Raw genomic sequence first — 20,468 nt, 5'->3', positions numbered from 1 at the left:
CGCCAAGCCCGCGCCCGCCGCGGCCCAGCCGCATGGCGACACGCCCCCGGACGAAACCAAGGCCAACGCGCCGCAATAAGGTCAGGCGCGCGCCGGCCTGACCGGGCCGAGATCGACCTTGATCTCGTCGCCTTCGACGCGCAGTGCATAGGCGTGCAGCGCCTTGGGGAAGTCGTGGGTGACGCATTTGCCGTTGCCCGCGTCAAAGCCCCATTGATGAATCGGGCAAATGACGCATGCGCCGTCGAACCCCGCTTCAGTGAGCGGGACATCGGCATGCGGACAGCGGCCGCGATAGGCTTTGAGGTCGCCGCCCTCCGGCCAGACCAGCAGCACGCTCTTCTTGCCGACCTGGAACAGGCCCATGCCGCCTTGCGCGATCGCGCTTGTGGGACAAACGACGGAAAAATTCATTGTGACGGCCTCGCGCGAACGGAAGTTGACTGAGCGAGGCAAGTTGTGGGCCATGGCGACTCTGCTAGAGCATTTTCAAGCGAAGCGGACACCGGTTCGCGTTAAGAAAATGCGTTAAAACAAAGATCTGGAGCTTTTTCATGTTTCCACGAAACGTGAAAAAGCTCTAGTTTGGCCTCACCATTTTTAACTCAGGATGCTTCACGTGCAGGATCTCGTTCTGATCGCCGGCGCCGGCCTGTTGGGCGGCGCGATGAACGCCATCGCCGGCGGCGGCTCGTTTGTGACTCTGCCGGCGCTGGTCGCGGCCGGCGTGCCCTCGCTCAACGCCAACGCCACCAGCACCGTCGCGCTGGTGCCAAGCGCGCTCGCCACGGCCTTCGCCTATCGCAAGGATTTCCAGAATTTTGAATCGGTCAAATTCTCCACCATGGCGGCCCTCAGCGTTGTCGGCGGTGTTTTGGGCGCGCTGCTGCTGATCTCGACGCCGCAGCGCGTATTCGATGACATTTTTCCCTTCCTGCTCCTGTTTGGCGTGCTGGTGTTCGCCTTCGGCCGCAAGCTCGGCGATTTCTTGCACACACGCATATCCGTCCACCCGGCGGCGCTGCCCGTCGCGCAATTCGTCTTGGGCATTTACGGCGGCTATTTCGGCGGCGCTGTCGGCGTGATGATGCTGGCGGTCTGGAGCGTGCTCACCCGCGCCAGCATCAATATGATGCAGGCCTCGCGCAACCTGCTCAACGCCGCGATGAACGCCACGGCGTCGCTGTTCTTCATCTTCGGGGGGCTGATCTACTGGCGCCAAATGGCGGCTCTGCTCATCGGCGCGGCGATCGGCGGCTATGTCGCCGGCCATTACGGCCGCCGTCTCGAACCAGCCAAGGCGCGGCTGGCGATCATCGGCCTGAACAGCGTGATCGTGGCGCTGGTGTTCTGGCGGCAGTACGGGTGAATCAGGCCGACTTCAGCAAGGCTTCGACAATGTCGTCGATCCGCGTGAAAATGAAATCGGGTTCCCGCGTCCGCAAAACTTCGGGCGCGGCGTAACCCCAGCACACGGCGCCGCAGGCGATGCCGGCGTCGCGCGCGGCCTCGATGTCGCGGATCTCGTCGCCAATGCTGAGGACGGCGTCGGGCGCCACCCCGGCCAGCCGCGTCACCCGGCGAAACTTCCGCGCCTTGCCGAACACCGACGCCCCGCAATCGAACTGCGAAAACAGGTCCGCGAGAGCGCCAAGCTGCCGGCGCGCATTGGCCTCGCTGTCGGAACTGACCAGAGCCAGCCGCACGCCCGCCCCGGACAGCGCCCGCAGCATCGGCTCCACGCCCGCAAACAGCGCGATCTCATGGAGATGCAGCGTCTTCACCTGCCGCATGTGCCGCGCGATCGCCGGCCATTTCCAACGGGGAACCTCCAGCCGGTCAAAGGTCTCGCGAAAATCCGCATGGCGCAGCGCCTCGAAATTTTCGACACGCCGAAAGCCGAATTTTTCCGCCGCCGCGTTCACATGGCGGGTGAACCAAGGAAAACTGTCGGCCAGCGTGCCGTCGAGATCGAAGATGACAAGGGAATAGGTCATGAGCCGCCCATAGCAGATCGCGATTAACGAGATCTAACGCCCCGCAAACAGGCGCTCCGCGAAAAACTCCGACAGGCCGGCGCGGACAATCTTTCGCGCCGCCGCCTCCACGTCATAGTCCACGCGGTGAAACGTCAGGATGGCGCGGTCCAGGTCGTAAAGCGCGAAGGCGGCGCGCGGGTCGCCGTCGCGCGGCTGGCCCACAGAGCCGAGCGTCGCCAGCCAGCGCCGACTGCGCGCCAGCGGCGTCGGGGTCTCCGTCGGCGCGAAGGAAATGGCCGGCGCGTCCCCGCTGCGGTGGTAAAGCATGGGACGATGGACATGGCCGCAGAAGGTGACATGGGCCGTCGTCGCATCCATGGACAGCGTCGCATCCTCCGCCGATTGCACATAACGGAAACGTTGCGGAAAGCTCGCCTCGGCATGGACGAACAAGACCGAACCCGAGACGCCGGCGCGCGTCGCCGTGAAGGGCAGAGCGGCGAGAAATCCCCGCTGCGCCGCGTCGAGTTGGCGCGCCGCGAATTCGACGGCGCGGCGGGCTTCGTCATACATGCGCCGCGCCTTCGGCTCGACCACGGCCAGATCGTGATTGCCCATCACGCCAAAGCCGCCTCTTGAAAAATCCTCGGCGACGCGATCGACCACATAGGCGGGCTCGGCGCCATAGCCGACGAGATCGCCGAGATAGGCGAAATTTTCGGCGCCGAGCCGCCGCGCCTCGGCGTGGCAGGCGTCAAAAGCCTCGCGGTTGCCGTGGATGTCGGTAAGCAGGGCGAGCCTCAAAACAGGCTGCCCTGCCCGCCCGGCGTTTTTTTGGCCGGCGCGCGTTTTTTGACGGGTTCCTCGCCTTTCACGATCGCGTCCACCTGACCGTCCGCAAAATGGAGATGCAGCGAATCGCCGGCCCCCACCTGCCGCGCCGAGCGGACGACGCCGCCTTCGGCGTCGCGCACCAGGACGAAACCGCGTTGCAGCACCGCCTGATACCCGACCGCCCCAAGCAACTGTGTGGCGTGGGCGAGGCGGTCGCGGCGGCGCGCCAGAGCGGCGACAAAGGCGCCGTCGAGCCTGAGCCTGAGATTTTGCGCGCGTTCGCGCCGCCCCTGGAGTTCATGGCCGAGCAACCGCACGCGCCCGGCGAAAGCCGCATCGAACCGGGCGCCGAGCGTGACGAATCGCTCACGACGGCGGTCAGCCATCCCCCGGCCTGCCGACTCCAACCGAAATTTCAGCGTGTTCAGCCGCCCGGCGACGCGCTGCAACTCCGCCTGCGGCGCGTGGCGGGCGAGCAGGCGGGAGGCTTCCGCCAACGCGAGCCGCCGCGCGCCGACAAAACCGCGCAGCGCCGAGGCGAGGCGTTCCGCTGCGCGATCCTGGCGCTGCCGGGGCGTCGACAGCAGGGCCTCCGCCTGCGGCAAGGCGCGGGCGAGCGAATGCAAATCATTGCGGCGGCGCTCGATCAGCCGGAGGATCGCCTCGTCGTGGCGCCGCGCCAGCGCGTTGACGTTCGCCAACAGTTCGGCGCGCACCGGCACCGCCTTTTCCGCCGCGCCGGTCGGGGTCGGCGCGCGCAGATCGGCGACATGGTCGAGCAGGGTCCAGTCGGTCTCGTGGCCGATGGCGGAGATGAGCGGGATTTGCGACTCCGCCGCCGCCCGCAAAACCTCTTCCTCGTTAAAGCTCCACAGATCTTCCAGCGAGCCGCCGCCGCGCGCCACGATCAGCAGGTCCGGGCGCGGGATTTTGCCGCCGGGCGTCAGGGCGTTAAAGCCCCGGATGCCCGCCGCGACTTCGGCGGCCGAGGTTTCGCCCTGCACGCGCACCGGCCAGACCAGCACGCGGCGGGGGAAGCGCTCGGCGAGCCGGTGCAGAATATCGCGGATCACCGCCCCGGTCGGCGAGGTGACGATGCCGATCACCCCTGGCAGATGAGGCAGTTTCTTCTTGCGCGCCTCATCGAACAGGCCCTCGGCGGCAAGTTTCTTGCGCCGCTCCTCCAACAGCGCCATCAGCGCGCCGACGCCCGCCGGCTCCAACTGCTCGATGACGATCTGGTACGAACTTTTCCCCGGAAAGGTGGTGATCTTGCCGGTGGCGATGACTTCGAGCCCCTCCTGCGGCTTGGTCTTCAACCGCAGGAACACGCCTTTCCAGACCACCGCGTCGATGCGGGCGTTGGCGTCCTTCAGGCTGAAATAGGCGTGGCCCGACGAATGCGGCCCGCGATAATTGGAAATCTCGCCGCGCAGCCGCACATGCCCGAACTGATCCTCGATGGCGCGCTTGAGCGCGCCGGAGAGTTCGGAAACGCTGATTTCGAGGGCGTTGGTGGGAGAGGAATCGGCCATTGTGCCAAGTTAATCAATTCGCCCCGGCCTTGGCGAGACCCTTTTCGGGAATATGCTCTAGAATATTGTTTTAACGCATTTTCTTCACGCGAACCGGTGTCCACTTCGCTTGACAATGCGCTACGGCGTCCAGTCCGGCGGCGCGAGTTCGAAGCCCGCGAAGTCGAAGGCCGGCGCCACGATGCAGGAAACCAGCGTCCAGGCGCCAAAACTTCGCGCCTCCTGCCAGTCGCCAGCGGGCACGGTCGCCTGAAGGGTTTCGCCGGCCAGGAGATCGGGGCCGAGCTTTTGTTCGCGCTGGCCTTCCGGGTCGGCAATATTGAGCCGCAGCGGCGCGCCGGCGTGCCAGAGCCAGATTTCCGCCGCATCGACGCGATGCCAGCGCGACGCCTCGCCCTCGGCCAGCAGGAAATAGATGCTGGTGGCGGCGCCGCGCGTCCCGCCTTCGGGCCGGTCGCGGAAAATTTCGCGGTAATGGCCGCCTTCGGGGTGGGCCCGCAGCCGCAGCGCGGCGATGACGTCCGCCGCCGCAAGCGTGGGGTCGCGCAGATCAAGATCCATTCATACCGTCCTTACGGCGCGCACGTTTAAGGTGCGCGATGGCCTGACATGGCGGATCAGCGCGTCGAGGTCGCGCGCCCGCGCCCCGCGCAGGGCGACGCGTTGCGCCAGCAGGCCGACCGGGCGGGCGAGATTGGGCGCCAACCGCGTCGCCAGAGTGTGGGGCGCGCGCCGCAGCAGCGCGCCGGAAAAGTTAGCGCCTTCCAAAAGGAGATCGCTCGCCTCCTCGATGAAGCCGGTTTGCGGCGCATAGCCGCCCTCGAACACGAAGACGATGTCGCCGCGCGTTTCGCTCAAGGCGCCCGCCAGACCCTCGCCGAGGTTTTGGGCCTCCGCATAGGCGCAGCCGGCGTAATCGGCGATCGCGGCAAGGTCTTCCCCCGCCGGGCCGATCAGCGCGGCGTCGCGCACCACGCCCTCCACGGTGGCCCGCACCAACGCGCCCAGGCTGCGCGCCAAAGCCTCGGCGGCGCGCGGGTCGGGCGCGGCGGCGCGAAGCGAGGGGGAGAGCAGCACGACCGAGATCATGGCGCAGCTTTAGCCTCTTTTCTGGCCCGGCGCAAAAGGCCTTGACAGAAGGTTAATGTTCTCCGATTGTTCGTTTATGATTTGTTCCGGGAGCGAGACATGACCGCCTGCCCCCTTCCTCTCGACAGCGTGGCGCCCGCCGATGTCGCGCCGGCTCGCCGACGCGGTCGCGGCGCGCCGGCGAACCGAAGCGGACGGTTCGAGCGCGAAAGCCGCGAGGATTTCGACGACGGCTGGGGCGCGCTGGAGGATTTGCCGGCCTTCGCCACGCAAATCGCCCACGAGCGTCCGCGCAGCCTGATCACGCGCAACGAATCTCCCGACATCGGCTTCGAGCGCTCGATCAACCCCTATCGCGGCTGCGAACACGGCTGCGTCTATTGTTTCGCCCGCCCGACCCACGCCTTCCTCGGCCTGTCGCCGGGGCTGGATTTCGAAACGTGGCTGACGGTGAAGGACGGAGCCGCCGATCTGCTGCGCCGCGAATTGTCGGCGCCAAGCTACCAGCCCAAGACCATCGCCATCGGAACCAACACCGACCCCTACCAGCCCACCGAGCGCCGCCACAGGGTGATGCGCGAGGTCTTGCAGGTTCTTGCGGAGGCCTGTCACCCCGTGGCCATCGTCACCAAATCCGCCCATGTGCTGCGCGATCTCGATCTGCTTGCGCCAATGGCGGCCAAGGGACTGGTCAAGGTGGCGCTGTCGGTGACGACCCTGGACCGGGGCCTCGCCCGCACCATGGAGCCGCGCGCCTCCACGCCGGAGCGGCGGCTCGATGCGATCAAGGCGCTGGCGTGCGCCGGCGTGCCTGCGGCGGTGATGGTCGCGCCGGTAATCCCCGGCGTCACCGACCACGAAATGGAAACGATTCTCACCCGCGCCCAGGCCGCCGGGGCGAGCGAGGCCGGCTATATCCTGCTGCGCCTGCCGCTGGAAACGCAGGACCTGTTCGGCGCCTGGCTGCTGGAGAATTTTCCGGACAAATATCGCAAGGTTCTGTCGCTGCTGCGCTCGACCCGCGACGGCAAGCTCTACGACTCGAGCTGGGGCAAGCGCATGACGGGAACCGGACCCTACGCCTGGACACTGGGCCGGCGCTTCGAACTCGCCTGCGAACGGCTGGGGTTTGGCAAGCACAAGACGAAGCTGCGCAGCGACCTGTTCATCAGCCCGCAAGCCGGAGGGGTGCAGCTGAGTTTGTTTTGAGACCAGCGCGAGGTGTGAGGATGCGCGCGGCCCGCCAGGGCGAGGGAATGGTCTCGCCATGGTTGCCGCGCCAAGGCGCCGCCCATGAGATTTTGCGTCTGCTGCGGATCGGGATCGCCGCGCCGCATGAAACCCTATTTGTTGGGCGGGGTGCAGACCACGGCCTGTTTCAGCACATAGCAGATCGACATGGCGCCCGTGCGCAGATCGACGCGGAACACGCCGCCCTCGCGTTCGTGGCGCGAGGCGACCAGACCGTATTCGCTGGGCGCCTGCGGCCCGGCCCCGTCGCCAGACCTGTAGCAAAGGGTCACGCCGATCGAGCCCTCGTCGGTCAGGCCATATTGGCAGGCCCCGATCTCGCCCGTGGCCTTGTCGAGCCGGAAGATGCGGTTGAGATCGGTCGCCGGCGCCGCGAGGAATTCGAAATTGCCGGCGTGCGCCGCCCCTGCCGCCGTCGCGGCGCACGCCGCGACAACGATCGGTAAGAAAAACCTTGAACGCTTCGCCATGTTCCCTCGCTCCGCGCGAATCGCCGCCCGGAAGCAATTTCCCCGGCCCTCCGGCTTTGTCAACCGTCGCGCGGGCGTGGCCGGAGCGGGACGTCGATGCTATAGGGGACAAATCGCGAGGAGGCGCAATTGTTGCAACAGGCGGACAAGATTCTTTATGTGTTCGATCTCGACGGCACGCTGGCCGACACGGCGCCCGACCTGATGGGAACGCTCGACCATGTGATGACGCAGGCGGGTTTCGCCACGACGCCGGCCGAGGACGCCCGCTCGCTGCTCGGCGCCGGGGCGCGCGCCCTGATCCAGCGCGCCTTGCGCCAGCAGGGCGCGACCGTGGACGCAGCCCGCGAAGACGAAATGTTCCGCCTGTTTCTCGCCCATTACGAGACCCGCATCGCCGACGAAACCCTGCTCTATCCCGGCGTCGAGGCGGCGCTCGATGAACTGGAGCGGACGGGCGGCTTTTTCGCGGTTTGCACCAACAAGATCGAGCGCCCGGCCAAGATTCTGCTGGAAAAACTCGGTGTGATCGAGCGATTCGCCTTCATCTGCGGCCAGGACACGTTCGGCGTGGCGAAACCCGATCCGACGCCGCTGCTGCGCACCATTGCGGCGTCGGGCGGCGCACCCGCGAGAACGATCATGGTGGGCGATAGCAAGACCGACATAGCCACGGCCAAGGCGGCGGGCGTGCCAGTGATCGCGGTCGATTTCGGCTATACGGATCGCCCCGTGCAGGAATACTCGCCAGACCAGGTGATCTCGCATTTCAGCGAATTGCCGAAGGCCGCGTTACGCCTGCTCGGGTAAAGTTTTCAAAAAAGTCTTCGCAAAGGCCGGCTTTTGTCTTGTCTTTACGATGCTGTTTCCAGCGACCATATGCTCTGGGCCGCAGCGACCGCGAATGATTCCGAAACAAGCGCGCCGCGGCCAGCCATCCCGCCGAATTGGACCCGTTCAAGGTCGGATGGCCGATCTGAGCCGAGGCGTCAGCGCGCCTCGGCCCGGACCAGCACGATCTTTTCGGAAAAGCCGGCCTTGACCTCCGCATAAGCGGCCAATCCCTCGCTCAACGGGCGGCTTTCCGCCCGGGGCGGCGGCGGCAGGGCGGCGCTGTCGAACCAGCCGGCGAAAGTCGTCAGCATTTTGGCGCAGGCGACGGTGTCGTGCAGCAGCGAGTTGACGCCGATCAGCGTCAGTCCGCGCCGGTAAAAATCCAGCACCGGGAAATCCACGGTCAACTGGCCCGCGCCGGGCGGGGCGATCACGCAGATCGAGCCGTGTTTGGCGCAGGCGCGCACGGCGGCCGGCAGCCAGGCGCCGGTGGTTTCGAAAATCACGTCGGCGCCGCCGGAATATTTTTGCGCGACCAGCGCGGCGAAAGCGTCGGGCGCGCCGAGAACCAATGTTTCGTATCCGAGCGCGTCGAGCTTTTCCGCCTGGGCTTGCCGCCGAACCGCCGCCACCACCCGCGCGCCCATGGCCTTGCCCAGCGCCAGAGCGGCGCGGCCGACCGCGCCATTGCCGCCGATCACCACAAGATTTTTCCCCGGACCGACGCCAGCGCGGACGAGGCCGTCATAGGCGGTGGTGTAGGGCACGCCGCAGGCCGCCGCCTCCGCGAACGAAAGTTTTGCCGGCATGGGCGCGCAGCCGGCGGCGGGCAGTTTGACGAAATCCGCATGGGTTCCGTCCTGGGTGAAGCCGAGACCGAGGCCCGTGCCCCACACTTTTCTGCCGATCAGCTCCGGCGGCCCCTGGCGTAAAACGCCGGCGAAATCCCGACCGGGAATGCGCGGCGGCGTGGTGTAGGCCGGGAAGAAGCCAAGCACGTTCTTGACGTCGCTGGGGTTCAGGCCGGCGGCCATCACCTCGACGACGGCCTCGCCCGGCCCGGCGACCGGATCTGGCCGCTCGGCCAGGGTCAGGGCGGAGAGGTCGCCGGTCCTGTCGAACACCAAGGCTTGCATGATCGCTTGTCCCGTCTTGCTGAATTCTCCGCCACCCGGCGCGGCTGTTCCCTAATGGCCAATAGCCCGCCAGCCGATATCGCGGCGGCAGAAGCCATCGGGGAAGTCGAGCGCGTCCACGCCCCGGTAGGCGAGGTTTTGGGCGTCGAAAACGCTGTCGGCCAGCGCCACCACGTTCAGCACGCGGCCGCCATTGGCGACGAGGTTTTCGCCGTGCATTTTGGTGCCGGCGTGGACGATCTTGACGCCGGCGATTGTTTCAGCCTCGGCGATCCCGGCGATGACCCCGCCCTTTTTCGGCGTTCCGGGATAGCCCCGCGCCGCCATCACCACGGTCAGCGCGGTTTTCGGCGAGAGATGGACCTTTTCCGGCAGGTTCCCGACGGCGCAGCCGAGCAGCGCCCCCAACAGATCGTCCTCAAGCCGGGCCAGCATCACCTGGCATTCGGGATCGCCGAATCGCGTGTTGAATTCGATCAGTTTTGGGCCGTCCTCGCCGATCATCAGCCCGACGAACAGCACCCCCTTGAACGGGCAGCCCTCGGCCTTCATCGCCGCGACGGTCGGATTGACGATTTCGTCCATCACCCGCGCGGCGATGGCGTCGGTCACGACCGGCGCGGGCGAATAGGCGCCCATGCCGCCGGTGTTCGGCCCGGTGTCGCCGTCGCCGACCCGCTTGTGGTCCTGCGCCGAAGCAAACGCCAAAGCCTTGTCGCCGTCGCACAAAGCGAAGAACGAAGCCTCCTCGCCGTCGAGAAATTCCTCGATCACGCATTCCGCCCCGGCCGCGCCAAACGCGCCGCCGAACAGGTCGTTCACCGCGCTTTCCGCCTCGGCTAGCGTCAGCGCGACCGTGACCCCCTTGCCGGCGGCGAGGCCGTCGGCCTTGACCACGATGGGCGCGCCCTTGTCGCGCAAATAGGCCAAGGCGGCGTCGCGGTCGGTGAAACGCGCATAGGCGCCGGTGGGAATGCCATATTTGGCGCAAAGATCCTTGGTGAAGCCCTTGGAGCCTTCGAGCCGCGCCGCAAGTTTTGAGGGCCCGAACGCCTTGATCCCGGCGGCTTCGAGCGCGTCCACAAGGCCATCGACCAGCGGCTGCTCCGGCCCGATCACGACAAAACCGATGTTCTGGATTTGGCAGAAGGCGATCACGGCCCGCGCGTCGGCGACGTCGAGCGCGACATTCGTGGCGACTTGCGCCGTGCCGGGATTGCCGGGCGCGGCGAACAGTTTTGTCAGCAGCGGGCTTTTTGCGAGCGCCAGAGCCAGCGCATGTTCGCGCCCGCCGGAGCCGATGAGAAGAACGTTCATGTGCGCCTCGTTTCGGCGCTGTCTTTAGGGCGAGGCGGCGCTTCAGGTCAACTTTGCCAGGTAATCGCGGCGTTGATCCGCGCGCGCACGTCGTCGAGCGTGACGCCGCGAAAAAAATCATGCCAGGGCTGCGGCGCCAGATAATCCATCCAACCTCCGCCATCCCAGACCAAAGCGACGGTCCCCTTGAGCCCGCAGGCGTCGGAACGCGCCTGCAACTGCCCGATGACCGCCTCCTGCTGGCTTGGATTGGCCTGGACGAAACGCGGGTCCATGATGACGATCACCATGTCCTGGCCCTGTTCGGTGAGATTGGCGACGGGAATCGACGGCATGGGCGCTCCTTTCGCAACGCTAGAGCGCGATGCGTCTCCACGGAAACGCATCGCGCTCTAGCCTCTTGGTTTTCGCATGATCTTTTCCAAAAACCGGTGTCCACTTTTTGGGATCATGCGCCAAAGCACGATTCGCGCCAGCTCAGTTAAAGGTGTTGCAACTGGCGATCTTGCCCGATTGCAGCCCGCGTTGCAGCCATTGCACGCGCTGCGCCGCCGAACCGTGGGTGAAGCTGTCCGGCACGACATAGCCGCGCGAGGCCTCCTGCAACTTGTCGTCGCCGATGGCCTGGGCCGTGGCGATCGCCTTTTCGACGTCGCCTGCTTCGAGCACCTGCCATTTCTGGTTGGCGTTGGCGGCCCAGACGCCAGCGAGGCAATCGGCCTGCAATTCGATGCGCACCGATATGGCGTTGGCCTGCGCCTTGCTGCCGGCGTTCTGCTGCGCGTCCTGCCATTTCGAGAGAATGCCGAGCTGGTCCTGAATGTGGTGGCCCATTTCGTGGGAAATCACATAGGCGTAGGCGAAATCGCCGCCGCCGCCGAATTTTTGTTGCATCTCGCGGAAGAACGAGGTGTCGAGATAGATTTTCTTGTCTTCGGGGCAATAGAACGGCCCCATGGCCGATTGCGCCTTGCCACACCCCGAACGGGTCTGGCCGTTGAACAGCACGACCGGCGCGGGAACGAAGCGGACATTGGCCTGCTGTGGCAACACGTCCTTCCACACATCCTCGTTCTCGGCGAGAATGGCGGCGACGAACTGGCCGATGCGGTCTTTTGGCGCGCCCACCTGGCCGCGCGGCGCGGCGCTCTGGTGCTGCGCGCCCGAAGACACGTGCGACACCATTTCCGCGCCGCCGATCAGCACCCTCGGATCGATCCCCAAGGCGTAGCCGATGATGCCCAGCACGATCATGGCGCCAAGCCCGAGATGGCCGGACGATCCGCCCATCATGCCGCCGCCGCCCGTGTCGTCGGAGCCACGGCGATCCTCGATATTGTCGGACTGGCGGAAATCTTCCCATTTCATCGCGGCGCACTCCGGTTACGCTTTGTCGCGGTATTAGCAGGCTGCATCGGCTTTGGAAAAGCGCAAGGACGGCTTTGGCTCACTCATAAGCCACCACCAGCCCCATGCGCTCGAAAGCCTCGTCGATGGCTTCGAGGATGCGCTGCAATTCGTGCATCTCGATCTCGGTCTCGTCGTCTGGCGGATCCCAGCACACGACATCGTCGAGATCGACGAAAAAATCCGCCTCGTCTTCCGCGTCCTGCGGTTTGGGCGATGGCAGGATGGTGCGCACCCGGCCTTTCCAGCTCACGCGGATCGCGCCTTCCGTCAGCGCAACCTCGGGCCTGTCGCCGCGTTTCTTGGACATGGACGCTCCCCGACCTTTCGTAATCACGGGCGGCATCATGCCGGCTTTGCCGGCGCTGGCAAGTCCCATGCCTTCAACGCGCAAGCCTCGACCTTTCGCATGACGCTAGGGAAGGCGGCGGCGCGCAAATCGTCGGCCGCAAGCCAGAAGCCGCCTTCGGGCGCGGAAAAATCCGCCGGCGCGGCGGCGACGAACACCGCCAGTCTCAGAGCGAAATGGGTGAAGACATGGTCGATCTCGCCGGCCAGCCGCCAGTTCGCCGTGGCGCAGGGCGCCCGCTCGCGCCCGCGTTTTTCCGGCCAGTCCTCGGCGCGGCCCTCGCGCCAGTCCGAGCCGAAAAATTCGGTCATGCCGCCGAGCAGGCCGCGCTCGGGCCGCCGCCGCGCGAGCACGGCGCCATCGGCGCGGCGCAGCACGAAAGCCGCGCCGCGCCGGAACGGCCGCGCCTTTTTCGGCGGCTTTTTCGGGAAATCCCGGGGATCGCCGCCCCTGGCGGCGCAAAACCGCGCCAGCGGACAGATCAGGCAGCCCGGCGCGCGCGGCGCGCACACGGTCGCGCCGAGATCCATCATCGCCTGGGCGAAATCGCCGGGACGGTCATGCGGCAAAATGTCGGCGACGAAGGCGAAAATCTCTTTCTTGGCCGCCGGCAAGGGCGTTTCCAGCGCCAAGAGCCGCGCCACGACCCGTTCGACATTGCCATCCACCACGGGCGCCGGCTGGTCGAAGGCGATGGCCGCGATCGCCCCGGCCGTGTAGGGCCCGACCCCCGGCAGGCGGCGCAACTCGCTCTCCCGCGGAGGAAAGACGCCGCCATGCTCCACGACCACGCGTTGCGCGCAAGCGTGGAGGTTGCGCGCGCGGGAATAATAGCCAAGGCCCGCCCAGGCTTGCAAAACCTGTTCAAGCGACGCCGCAGCGAGATCATCAACGCGCGGCCACAGCGCGAGAAATTTTTCGTAATAGGCTTTCACCGCCGCGACGGTGGTCTGCTGCAGCATGATTTCCGACAGCCAGACCGCATAAGGATCCGGCCGTTCGCCCGGCGCCGCGCGCCACGGCAGATCGCGCCGCGCCCGGTCGTACCAGACGAGCAAGGACTTGGAGAGAGAGGACTTGCCGATTTCGCTCTTGCTTTTGCGTGTCACAGCCTCACAATGGCTTGGTGAACCCGCGAAAGAAAGCCTCTTATCCCAAACCGCTCGCCGACCTCATCGGCGGCGCTGTCGATCCTGTGCTGGCGAAACAGGGGTTCGGGCAATCGAGCCTGATCCTGCATTGGGATGACATCATCGGCCAAAGGCTCGCCGAGTGCTGCGAGCCGATCAAGCTGCAATGGCCGCCGCGTCCGCGCGAGCGCGACCCCAACGCGGCCGTGGAGCCGGCCACCCTGGTTTTACGCGTGATCGGGGCGATGGCGATCGAGGTGCAGCACATGGCGCCGCAGATCGTGCAGCGGGTCAACGCCCATCTCGGCTGGCGCGCCGTGGGACGGCTGGCGATTCGCCAGGGGCCGCTGGAGCGCGCCGCCGGCCCGATTCGGATCGCCCCGCCCGACCCGGAGGCGCTGGAAGAAGCGCGCCGCGCCACCGAAGGGGTTTTAGACGAAGGCTTGCGCAAGGCGCTGACCCTGCTCGGGGCGCGTGCGATTCGCGGCCGCGCCGGCGGCGTGTAAGCGCGGGGCTTTCGCGGCGCGGCGCCGCCGTTTATATAGACCGTCGCCTTTTCACGCAGGACTTCCCCATGCCGCCTTTCCGACCCGGCCTCAACCGCCGCGCCCTTCTCGCCTTCAGCGCCGCCGCTCTTGTCGTCGCCCCCTTGGGTCTGGGCGCCCACCCCGCCTTGGCCGCCGAGGAAGGCCCCGCGAAAATTCCGCTCGATCAATTGATGGCGGAACAGGCCCTGCCCGATCTCTGGATCGGCGACCCCAAGGCGCCGGTGACGATCGTCGAATATGCCTCGATGACCTGCTCGCATTGCGCCGCCTTCACGACCGAGACCCTGCCCAAGCTCAAGGCCAATTACATCGACAAGGGCAAGGCGCGCTATGTCCTGCGCGAATTCCCGCTCGACCCGCTGGCCGCCGCCGCCGCCATGCTGGCGCGCTGCTCCGGCGACAAGCGCGAGGCGGTGGTCGAACTGCTGTTTCAGACCCAGCGCGGCTGGGCCTTCGGCAACAACCCGCTGGACGCCCTGACCACGACCCTGAAACAGACCGGCATGAGCCAGAGCGCTTTTGAAGCCTGCCTCAACGACGAGGCTATGTTCAAGAAGATCGACGCCATGCGTCGCGTGGCGGAGACCAAGTTCGGCGTCACCGCCACCCCCACCTTCTACATCAACGGCGACAGGCGCCCCGGCGAAATCCCGGCTTCCGAGCTCGACGCCGTGCTCGCGCCCTATCTGAAATAAGGACGTTCATGCGCTATCTGCCGCTCAGTCCGACCGAGCGCGAGGACATGCTCACCCGCATGGGCCTCGCCGATATCGACGATCTTTTTACGGACGCGGCCGACAAGCTGTTGAAGACGCCGCTCGATCTGCCGCGCCGCAAGACCGAACTTGAAGTCGAGCGCGCGCTCGGCGCGCTGGCGGCGAAGAACATTTCCGCCAGCGCGGTCCCCTTCTTCCTTGGCGCGGGAGCCTACAAGCACCACGTCCCCGCCAGCGTCGATCACCTGATCCAGCGCTCGGAATTTTTGACCTCCTACACGCCCTACCAGCCGGAAATTTCGCAGGGCACGCTGCAAGTCCTGTTCGAGTTCCAGACCCAGGTGGCGCGGCTCACCGGCATGGAGGTCGCCAACGCCTCCATGTACGACGGCTCGACGGCGACGGCGGAAGCCGTCCTGATGGCGCATCGCGTGACGCGGCGGCGAAAAGCCCTGCTCTCCGGCGGTCTGCATCCGCATTACGCCGAGACGGCGCGCACGCTGTCGGACATGGCCGACGACGAAATCACGATTCTGCCGCCCGATCCGCTGGCGCAAGAAGACCTCGTCTCGCGGATCGACGACAGCCTCGCCTGCGTGGTCGTGCAATCGCCCGACGTATCAGGCCATTTGCGCGATTTGCGCCCGCTGGCGGCGGCGTGCAAGGCCAAGGGCGTGCTGCTGGTGGCGGTCGTCACCGAAATCCTCTCGCTCGGCCTGATCGAAAGTCCGGGCGCGCAGGGCGCCGACATCGTCGTCGCCGAAGGCCAGTCGATCGGCAACGGCCTGAATTTCGGCGGCCCCTATCTCGGCCTGTTCGCCACCCGCGAAAAATATGTGCGGCAAATGCCGGGACGCCTGTGCGGCCAGACGTTCGACAGCCAGGGACGGCGCGGTTTCGTGCTGACGCTCTCGACCCGCGAGCAGCATATCCGCCGCGAAAAGGCCACCTCCAACATCTGCACAAACTCCGGCCTGTGCGCGCTGGCCTTTTCCATCCACCTGTCGCTGCTGGGCGCAAAGGGCTTGCGCGAACTCGCGCTGGTCAATCACGCCAATGCGGTGGCGCTCGCCGGCGAAATCGAGACGATCCCCGGCGTCAAACTGCTGAATGAAAGTTTCTTCAACGAATTTTGCATCGAATTGCCCGGTTCGGCTGCTGAATTTGTTGAACGGGCGGCGACCCAAAAGCTGCTCGCGGGCGTGCCGGTGTCGCGGCTTTCACCCGGCGCCGGGTTGGAAAACCTGCTGCTGGTCGCCAGCAGCGAGATCAACACCGACGACGACCGCGCGGTTCTCATCGCGGCTTTACGCGAGGAGGCCGCGCGATGACTGAGGAAAACCCGCGTTTTTCCGAGAAGAAACTGCCGCGCACGTTTTCTGGCCATCACGGCCTCGCCCACGAGACCGGGCTGATTTTCGAGCACGGCCGCGAGGATTTCACCGGCGTGGACATCGACCCGCCGAAAGAGTTCACGCCGCGCCTCGGCGGGTTGGAGCGCAAGTCGCCGCTTGGCCTGCCCGGCCTGTCCGAACCGGAAACCTTGCGCCATTACGTGCGGCTGTCGCAGCAGAATTACGCCATCGACGCCGGGCTTTATCCGCTCGGCTCCTGCACCATGAAGCACAACCCGCGCCTCAACGAAAAAATGGCGCGGCTGCCCGGCTTTGCCGACATCCACCCGTTGCAGCCGCTCTACACCGTGCAGGGCGCGCTGGAGCTGATGGCGGACTTGTCGCGCTGGCTGATCGAACTCACCGGGACGGAAGCGGTGGCTTTGTCGCCCAAGGCCGGGGCGCACGGCGAAATGTGCGGCATGATGACAATCAAGGCCGCGATTTCCGCGCGGGGCGAAGCCGCGACGCGAAAAGTGGTGCTGGCGCCGGAATCGGCCCATGGCACCAATCCCGCCACCGCCGCCGCGCTCGGTTTCTCGGTGCGCGTGATCCCGGCGGGCGAGGACGGGCTGGTGCACCCTGAAGCCGTCGCCGCCGCGCTCGGCCCCGATGTCGCCGCGATCATGCTGACCAATCCCAACACCTGCGGGCTGTTCGAGCGCGACATTGTCGAAATCGCGCGGCTGGTCCACGAGGCCGGGGCTTACTTTTACTGCGACGGCGCCAATTTCAACGCCATCGTCGGCAAAGTGCGGCCGGGCGACCTCGGCGTCGACGCCATGCACATCAACCTGCACAAGACGTTTTCCACGCCGCACGGCGGCGGCGGTCCCGGCGCCGGCCCGGTGGTGCTGTCGAGCCGGCTCGCCCCGTTCGCCCCCGTGCCCTTCCTGCGCCGCGACGGCGATAAATTTGTGCTGGTCGAGGACAAAGAGGGCACGCAAAGTTTTGGCCGCATGGCGGCCTTCCACGGCCAGATGGGCATGTTCGTCCGCGCGCTCAGCTACATTCTCTCCCATGGCGGCGACGGCCTGGCCATGGCCTCGGAAAACGCCGTACTGTCGGCCAACTACATCCGCGTTTGCCTCAAGGACGTGATGTCCTCGCCCTTCGCCGAGCGCCTGTGCATGCACGAAGCCCTGTTCGACGACCATTGGATGAAGGACTCAGGCGTCACCGTGCTGGATTTCGCCAAGGCGATGATCGACGAGGGCATCCACCCGATGACGGTCTATTTCCCGCTGGTGGTGCATGGCGCCATGCTGATCGAGCCGACGGAATCGGAATCCGCCGCCTTCCTGGAAATGTTCATCGCCACTTTGCGCGATCTCGCCTTCAGCGTGAAAAACGGCGAGGTCGAGCGTTTCACCGGCGCGCCCTATTACGCGCCGCGCACGAGGCTCGACGAAACCGCCGCCGCGCGAAAACCGGTGCTGACTTACAAGAAGCCGGTGGGCGAGCGCGAACCCAATGCGGGTTGAGCGCAGTTGTCGATGCCCGACGCCTCCCGGCGGGGAGCGTCCGACGCCTACGGGATCCCCAGCGCCTCCGCGTAGAAAACATCGATACTCATGAAGACCTTGCAATTTCAAACACGCATTTTCTCCCCGACTCCCGTGATGCTCAGCGCGTTCTCACACGTTCGGCGCGAACCCACACGACCAATTGTCTTACGCGACGCTGATTTCAACGAACGCTTCGACAATGACGTTTTATTTTATGACGTTTTCAATTCGGGCAAATCGACCATTATGATCGGGCCGCCATTGTTTAATCTTGGACCGCTGATGGAACATCTACAGATGTGCGCCGAAGGAGCGCGCCATCCTGCAAGGATAATCCCCCTTGACCGGGCAATACGCATGCACGTGGATGTTGCAACCGAGAGCGCGCGCCTGGAGTCCAGCCTCGGCGCCGTTGAATGCGTCGCCTCGCCATCGGGTGCAGAGTTATTTGCTGGCAGACGTGTTCTGTTCACTCTGTCAAAGAACAACAAGCTGAGCTGGATTCAGGATTGGATTCGCTATCATCGCGATAATCATGGCGCCGACGCCTTGCTTCTCTATGACAACGGTTCGACCGACTACGATGTCCACGCATTGGCGCAAGCCATCGCGGAAGTCGGCGGATTGAAAGCATCGGCCATCGTCGAATGGCCATTCAAATACGGCCCGTTGGGCGGAGGCGACCGGCCGTGGGATTCCGATTTTTGTCAATCCGGCATGTTGGAGCATGCGCGCTGGCGCTTCCTCGCGCGCGCCCGCAGCGCGTTGAATTGCGACATTGACGAACTGGTCGTGGGTCCCGGCAGTATTTTTGCGGCGGCGGAATCATCGCCGCTGGGCGCGATCACCTGCCAGGGCCACTGGTTGTATGGAATTAGCGGCGGCGGCCTTGACACGCCGCCGCAAGAGCGCGCCCGCCATCGCGACTATTTCGTCGCGGAAAAACCGAATATGCAATTCGGCGTCATTCCCAAGCATCCCAACAGTTGCCGCCGCAAGTGGGCCGTTGCGCCCGCGCGCTGCCCGGAGCGCGCCCAATGGCGCACGCACCGTTTCGCCGGATGGTTTGCGCGCAACGTGCCCTCCCTATTTTATTCATTTCGGCATCTGCATCCGATCAACACAAATTGGTGGTATGGGCGAGACCGGGTGCTGACCTTTGACCCCGATCGCCATTGCATCGACGGCAAATTCAAGGCCTGTCTTGACGCCGTCGCGTGGGATGAATAGGCGATTCAGCTTCGCGAGCTTCGGGGACAAATCCGAGGGGAGGTGACCCGATGCGCTCACCCCCCCGCCAGATGCGCGAAATGCGAGCACACCTGCACATAGACCTGCCGCTTGAACGGCACGATCAATTCCGGCAACCGGTCCATGCGCTCCCAGCGCCAGGCGTCGAATTCGGCGCGATGCTTGCCATTGTCCGGCGTGTCGATGTCGATCTCGGAGTCCTTGCCAGTGAACCGCAGCGCGAACCACTTTTGCGTCTGCCCGCGAAACCGGCCGCGCCAGTTTTTTCTGCCGACGTCGGTCGGAAGATCGTAGCTCAGCCAGTTCGGCGCCTCGCCGAGCAAATCGGCGTTGCGCACATTGGTTTCCTCGCGCAATTCGCGCATGGCCGCCTTGTAGGGCGTCTCGCCCTCGTCGATGCCGCCCTGCGGCATCTGCCATTCGTGTTCGAGCGGGTGAACGTCCGGGCCACGCCGGGCTTTGCGCCGTCCCACGAAAACCAAACCTTCCGCATTGAGCAGCATGATACCGACGCAGGGCCGGTAAGTCAGAGCATCCATTCTCACCTCTTGTCACCGGCGAAAGCCGCCGAGACTGGCGCCAAAACCACGCCGCCGCGCCGGATGTCGGCGAGATAATTGGCGATGCGTTCGCTGGTCATTGTCAGTCCCGAAGCGAATCCGACGGCGACGCCGTTCTGTCTAGCCAAGTTTTCGAGCTTGATCAGCGCGGCGTCAATAGCTTCCGGCTTGCGCGTTTCGTCAATCCTGACATCGACCTTCAGGAAATTCACGCCTTTCTCCGCCGCCGCCTCGCCGGCGAGGCTTTGCGGCGAGGAGCCGTCATCCACATAATTCAGGCCGCGCCGCGAAAATTCCGCCATCAGGGCGGACACGGATTCGCGATCTGCGGTCAGCTTGCCGCCGAGATAATTGATCACGCCGAAATAACCGACCATCCGGCTCATCTGCCAATGCAACTCGTCCTCGGCCCTGGGCGCGTCGCCGGCCGGGATCACATGCGGCCCCGGGCTATCCGCGTTGTCGAAGGGCTCCATCGGCGCCTGGAGCAGGATTTCGTGGCCGGCCTCCCGCGCTGAACCGGCAAGACTCTCGAGATGAGCGCCGTAGGGCGCGAAGGCCAGCGTCACCGCCGCCGGCAGACGCGAAATCGCGGATTGGGTCGCAACATCGTTGAGCCCCATGCCGCCGATGATGATCGCGATGCGCGGCGCCGTAACCGCCGGCCGCGGCCTGGCGTAGACCTGCGCGGGGGTCGCGCCGTCCTTGCCGCGCTTGGGCAGCAGGCCGAACCGGCTCTTTTCGACGAGGCGCGCATCGGGGGCCGGCGCCAGCGGCGCGGCGGCGCCGTCGGGCACGCGGATGATGGCGGGACCAGCCGCGCCGCCGCCGCGGATCACGCGGACGCCGTTCTCGATCTCCCCTTGCTGGCCGGGTTGCGCGGCTTCCGGCGCGGCCTGCTGAACCTGAACCTGAGGCGCCGGGGGCGCGGGCGGCGGCAGCGGCTGAATCGACGCGCGCGCCTCGGGTTCGCCGCCCGGCGCCTGCTGGCCGAGGCCCGACAAACCAACGCCCTGCTGCGCGGCCAGCCAAGCCCCGCCCGCAGCCACGGTCATGGCCACAACAGCGCCGACCGACCAAAGCGGCTTGCGCCCGCCCTCCGGCTGTTCTGTTCGATCAAGCCCCAGCGGGCGGTCAAGGTCGTCCAGCATGGCCCGTCA

General features: G+C 65.7%; 23 protein-coding genes. 8 read left to right on the top strand and 15 right to left on the bottom strand.

The window, feature by feature from the left end:
• Positions 1-81 precede the first annotated feature (81 nt).
• Positions 82-414, bottom strand: coding sequence for a Rieske 2Fe-2S domain-containing protein (locus CCR94_RS11960; protein ID WP_104508086.1), 333 nt, complete (start codon positions 412-414; stop codon positions 82-84).
• 205 nt (positions 415-619) lie between these two features.
• Between CCR94_RS11960 and CCR94_RS11955 the strand changes: the two genes are divergently transcribed.
• On the top strand, positions 620-1,369 hold the full coding sequence (locus tag CCR94_RS11955) for a sulfite exporter TauE/SafE family protein (protein ID WP_158254732.1): 750 nt from the start codon (positions 620-622) through the stop codon (positions 1,367-1,369).
• 1 nt (position 1,370) lies between these two features.
• On the opposite strand, the gene CCR94_RS11950 is transcribed toward CCR94_RS11955, so the two are convergent.
• The 5 genes from CCR94_RS11950 to CCR94_RS11930 form a co-directional block, all read right to left on the bottom strand.
• On the bottom strand, positions 1,371-1,997 hold the full coding sequence (locus CCR94_RS11950; RefSeq protein ID WP_104508066.1) for an HAD-IA family hydrolase: 627 nt from the start codon (positions 1,995-1,997) through the stop codon (positions 1,371-1,373).
• A 33-nt stretch (positions 1,998-2,030) separates the two neighbouring features.
• A complete protein-coding gene (locus tag CCR94_RS11945) occupies positions 2,031-2,783 on the bottom strand; it encodes a metallophosphoesterase family protein (protein WP_104508065.1) in 753 nt (250 codons plus the stop codon).
• A complete protein-coding gene (xseA, locus tag CCR94_RS11940) occupies positions 2,780-4,348 on the bottom strand; it encodes an exodeoxyribonuclease VII large subunit (protein WP_104508064.1) in 1,569 nt (522 codons plus the stop codon). The genes CCR94_RS11945 and xseA overlap by 4 nt, the downstream gene beginning before the upstream one ends.
• 120 nt (positions 4,349-4,468) lie before the next feature.
• Complete coding sequence (locus tag CCR94_RS11935) at positions 4,469-4,909, bottom strand: cupin domain-containing protein (RefSeq protein WP_104508063.1); 441 nt, start codon at positions 4,907-4,909, stop codon at positions 4,469-4,471.
• On the bottom strand, positions 4,910-5,437 hold the full coding sequence (locus tag CCR94_RS11930; protein WP_104508062.1) for a transposase: 528 nt from the start codon (positions 5,435-5,437) through the stop codon (positions 4,910-4,912). It abuts the gene before it with no gap.
• Positions 5,438-5,536: 99 nt separating this feature from the next.
• On the opposite strand from CCR94_RS11930, the gene CCR94_RS11925 reads away from it, so the two are divergent.
• Positions 5,537-6,646 carry a PA0069 family radical SAM protein gene (locus tag CCR94_RS11925; RefSeq protein ID WP_104508085.1) on the top strand — a complete coding sequence of 370 codons (1,110 nt, stop codon included), beginning with the start codon at positions 5,537-5,539 and terminating at the stop codon, positions 6,644-6,646.
• Between the two features lie 134 nt (positions 6,647-6,780).
• Here CCR94_RS11925 and CCR94_RS11920 read toward each other — a convergent pair whose 3' ends face one another.
• Positions 6,781-7,158, bottom strand: coding sequence for a hypothetical protein (locus CCR94_RS11920; protein ID WP_104508061.1), 378 nt, complete (start codon positions 7,156-7,158; stop codon positions 6,781-6,783).
• Between the two features lie 129 nt (positions 7,159-7,287).
• Between CCR94_RS11920 and gph the strand changes: the two genes are divergently transcribed.
• Positions 7,288-7,968 carry a phosphoglycolate phosphatase gene (gene gph / locus CCR94_RS11915; protein ID WP_184421469.1) on the top strand — a complete coding sequence of 227 codons (681 nt, stop codon included), beginning with the start codon at positions 7,288-7,290 and terminating at the stop codon, positions 7,966-7,968.
• A 179-nt stretch (positions 7,969-8,147) separates the two neighbouring features.
• Here the strand turns inward: gph and CCR94_RS11910 are convergent, their stop codons facing one another.
• From CCR94_RS11910 to mutY, 6 genes are all read right to left on the bottom strand, one after another.
• Positions 8,148-9,128: a quinone oxidoreductase family protein gene (locus tag CCR94_RS11910; RefSeq protein ID WP_104508060.1), complete on the bottom strand. Its 981-nt coding sequence runs from the start codon at positions 9,126-9,128 to the stop codon at positions 8,148-8,150.
• Between the two features lie 51 nt (positions 9,129-9,179).
• The gene (gene purD / locus CCR94_RS11905; RefSeq protein ID WP_104508059.1) at positions 9,180-10,445 is read right to left on the bottom strand and encodes a phosphoribosylamine--glycine ligase; all 1,266 of its coding nucleotides are present in this window, start codon (positions 10,443-10,445) and stop codon (positions 9,180-9,182) included.
• 47 nt (positions 10,446-10,492) lie between these two features.
• Entirely contained in the window at positions 10,493-10,780 is a 288-nt protein-coding gene (locus CCR94_RS11900) for a hypothetical protein (protein WP_104508058.1), read from the bottom strand.
• Between the two features lie 142 nt (positions 10,781-10,922).
• The gene (ypfJ, locus tag CCR94_RS11895; protein ID WP_104508057.1) at positions 10,923-11,813 is read right to left on the bottom strand and encodes a KPN_02809 family neutral zinc metallopeptidase; all 891 of its coding nucleotides are present in this window, start codon (positions 11,811-11,813) and stop codon (positions 10,923-10,925) included.
• Positions 11,814-11,892: 79 nt separating this feature from the next.
• Positions 11,893-12,162 carry an Imm74 family immunity protein gene (locus CCR94_RS11890; RefSeq protein WP_104508056.1) on the bottom strand — a complete coding sequence of 90 codons (270 nt, stop codon included), beginning with the start codon at positions 12,160-12,162 and terminating at the stop codon, positions 11,893-11,895.
• A 35-nt stretch (positions 12,163-12,197) separates the two neighbouring features.
• Positions 12,198-13,310 carry an A/G-specific adenine glycosylase gene (mutY, locus tag CCR94_RS11885; protein WP_104508055.1) on the bottom strand — a complete coding sequence of 371 codons (1,113 nt, stop codon included), beginning with the start codon at positions 13,308-13,310 and terminating at the stop codon, positions 12,198-12,200.
• A gap of 17 nt (positions 13,311-13,327) precedes the next feature.
• On the opposite strand from mutY, the gene CCR94_RS11880 reads away from it, so the two are divergent.
• The 5 genes from CCR94_RS11880 to CCR94_RS11860 all read left to right on the top strand — a co-directional run bounded on the left by CCR94_RS11880 (position 13,328) and on the right by CCR94_RS11860 (position 18,727).
• Positions 13,328-13,837 (top strand): DUF721 domain-containing protein, encoded by a 510-nt coding sequence (locus CCR94_RS11880; RefSeq protein ID WP_244594039.1) that lies wholly within the window; start codon positions 13,328-13,330, stop codon positions 13,835-13,837.
• Positions 13,838-13,905: 68 nt separating this feature from the next.
• Positions 13,906-14,574 (top strand): DsbA family protein, encoded by a 669-nt coding sequence (locus tag CCR94_RS11875; RefSeq protein WP_104508053.1) that lies wholly within the window; start codon positions 13,906-13,908, stop codon positions 14,572-14,574.
• An 8-nt stretch (positions 14,575-14,582) separates the two neighbouring features.
• A complete protein-coding gene (gcvPA, locus tag CCR94_RS11870) occupies positions 14,583-15,926 on the top strand; it encodes an aminomethyl-transferring glycine dehydrogenase subunit GcvPA (RefSeq protein ID WP_104508052.1) in 1,344 nt (447 codons plus the stop codon).
• On the top strand, positions 15,923-17,473 hold the full coding sequence (gcvPB, locus tag CCR94_RS11865) for an aminomethyl-transferring glycine dehydrogenase subunit GcvPB (RefSeq protein ID WP_104508051.1): 1,551 nt from the start codon (positions 15,923-15,925) through the stop codon (positions 17,471-17,473). Before gcvPA ends, gcvPB begins: the two co-directional genes overlap by 4 nt.
• Before the next feature lie 90 nt (positions 17,474-17,563).
• Positions 17,564-18,727 carry a hypothetical protein gene (locus CCR94_RS11860; protein WP_146089973.1) on the top strand — a complete coding sequence of 388 codons (1,164 nt, stop codon included), beginning with the start codon at positions 17,564-17,566 and terminating at the stop codon, positions 18,725-18,727.
• A gap of 56 nt (positions 18,728-18,783) precedes the next feature.
• On the opposite strand, the gene CCR94_RS11855 is transcribed toward CCR94_RS11860, so the two are convergent.
• Positions 18,784-19,287: an RNA pyrophosphohydrolase gene (locus CCR94_RS11855; RefSeq protein WP_104508049.1), complete on the bottom strand. Its 504-nt coding sequence runs from the start codon at positions 19,285-19,287 to the stop codon at positions 18,784-18,786.
• 2 nt (positions 19,288-19,289) lie between these two features.
• Entirely contained in the window at positions 19,290-20,459 is a 1,170-nt protein-coding gene (locus CCR94_RS11850; protein WP_104508048.1) for a divergent polysaccharide deacetylase family protein, read from the bottom strand.
• Positions 20,460-20,468 lie beyond the last annotated feature (9 nt).

Origin of the sequence: Rhodoblastus sphagnicola (assembly GCF_002937075.1) — a bacterium.
GTDB lineage: Bacteria > Pseudomonadota > Alphaproteobacteria > Rhizobiales > Beijerinckiaceae > Rhodoblastus > Rhodoblastus sphagnicola.
This window is presented reverse-complemented; position numbering and strand designations above follow the sequence as displayed.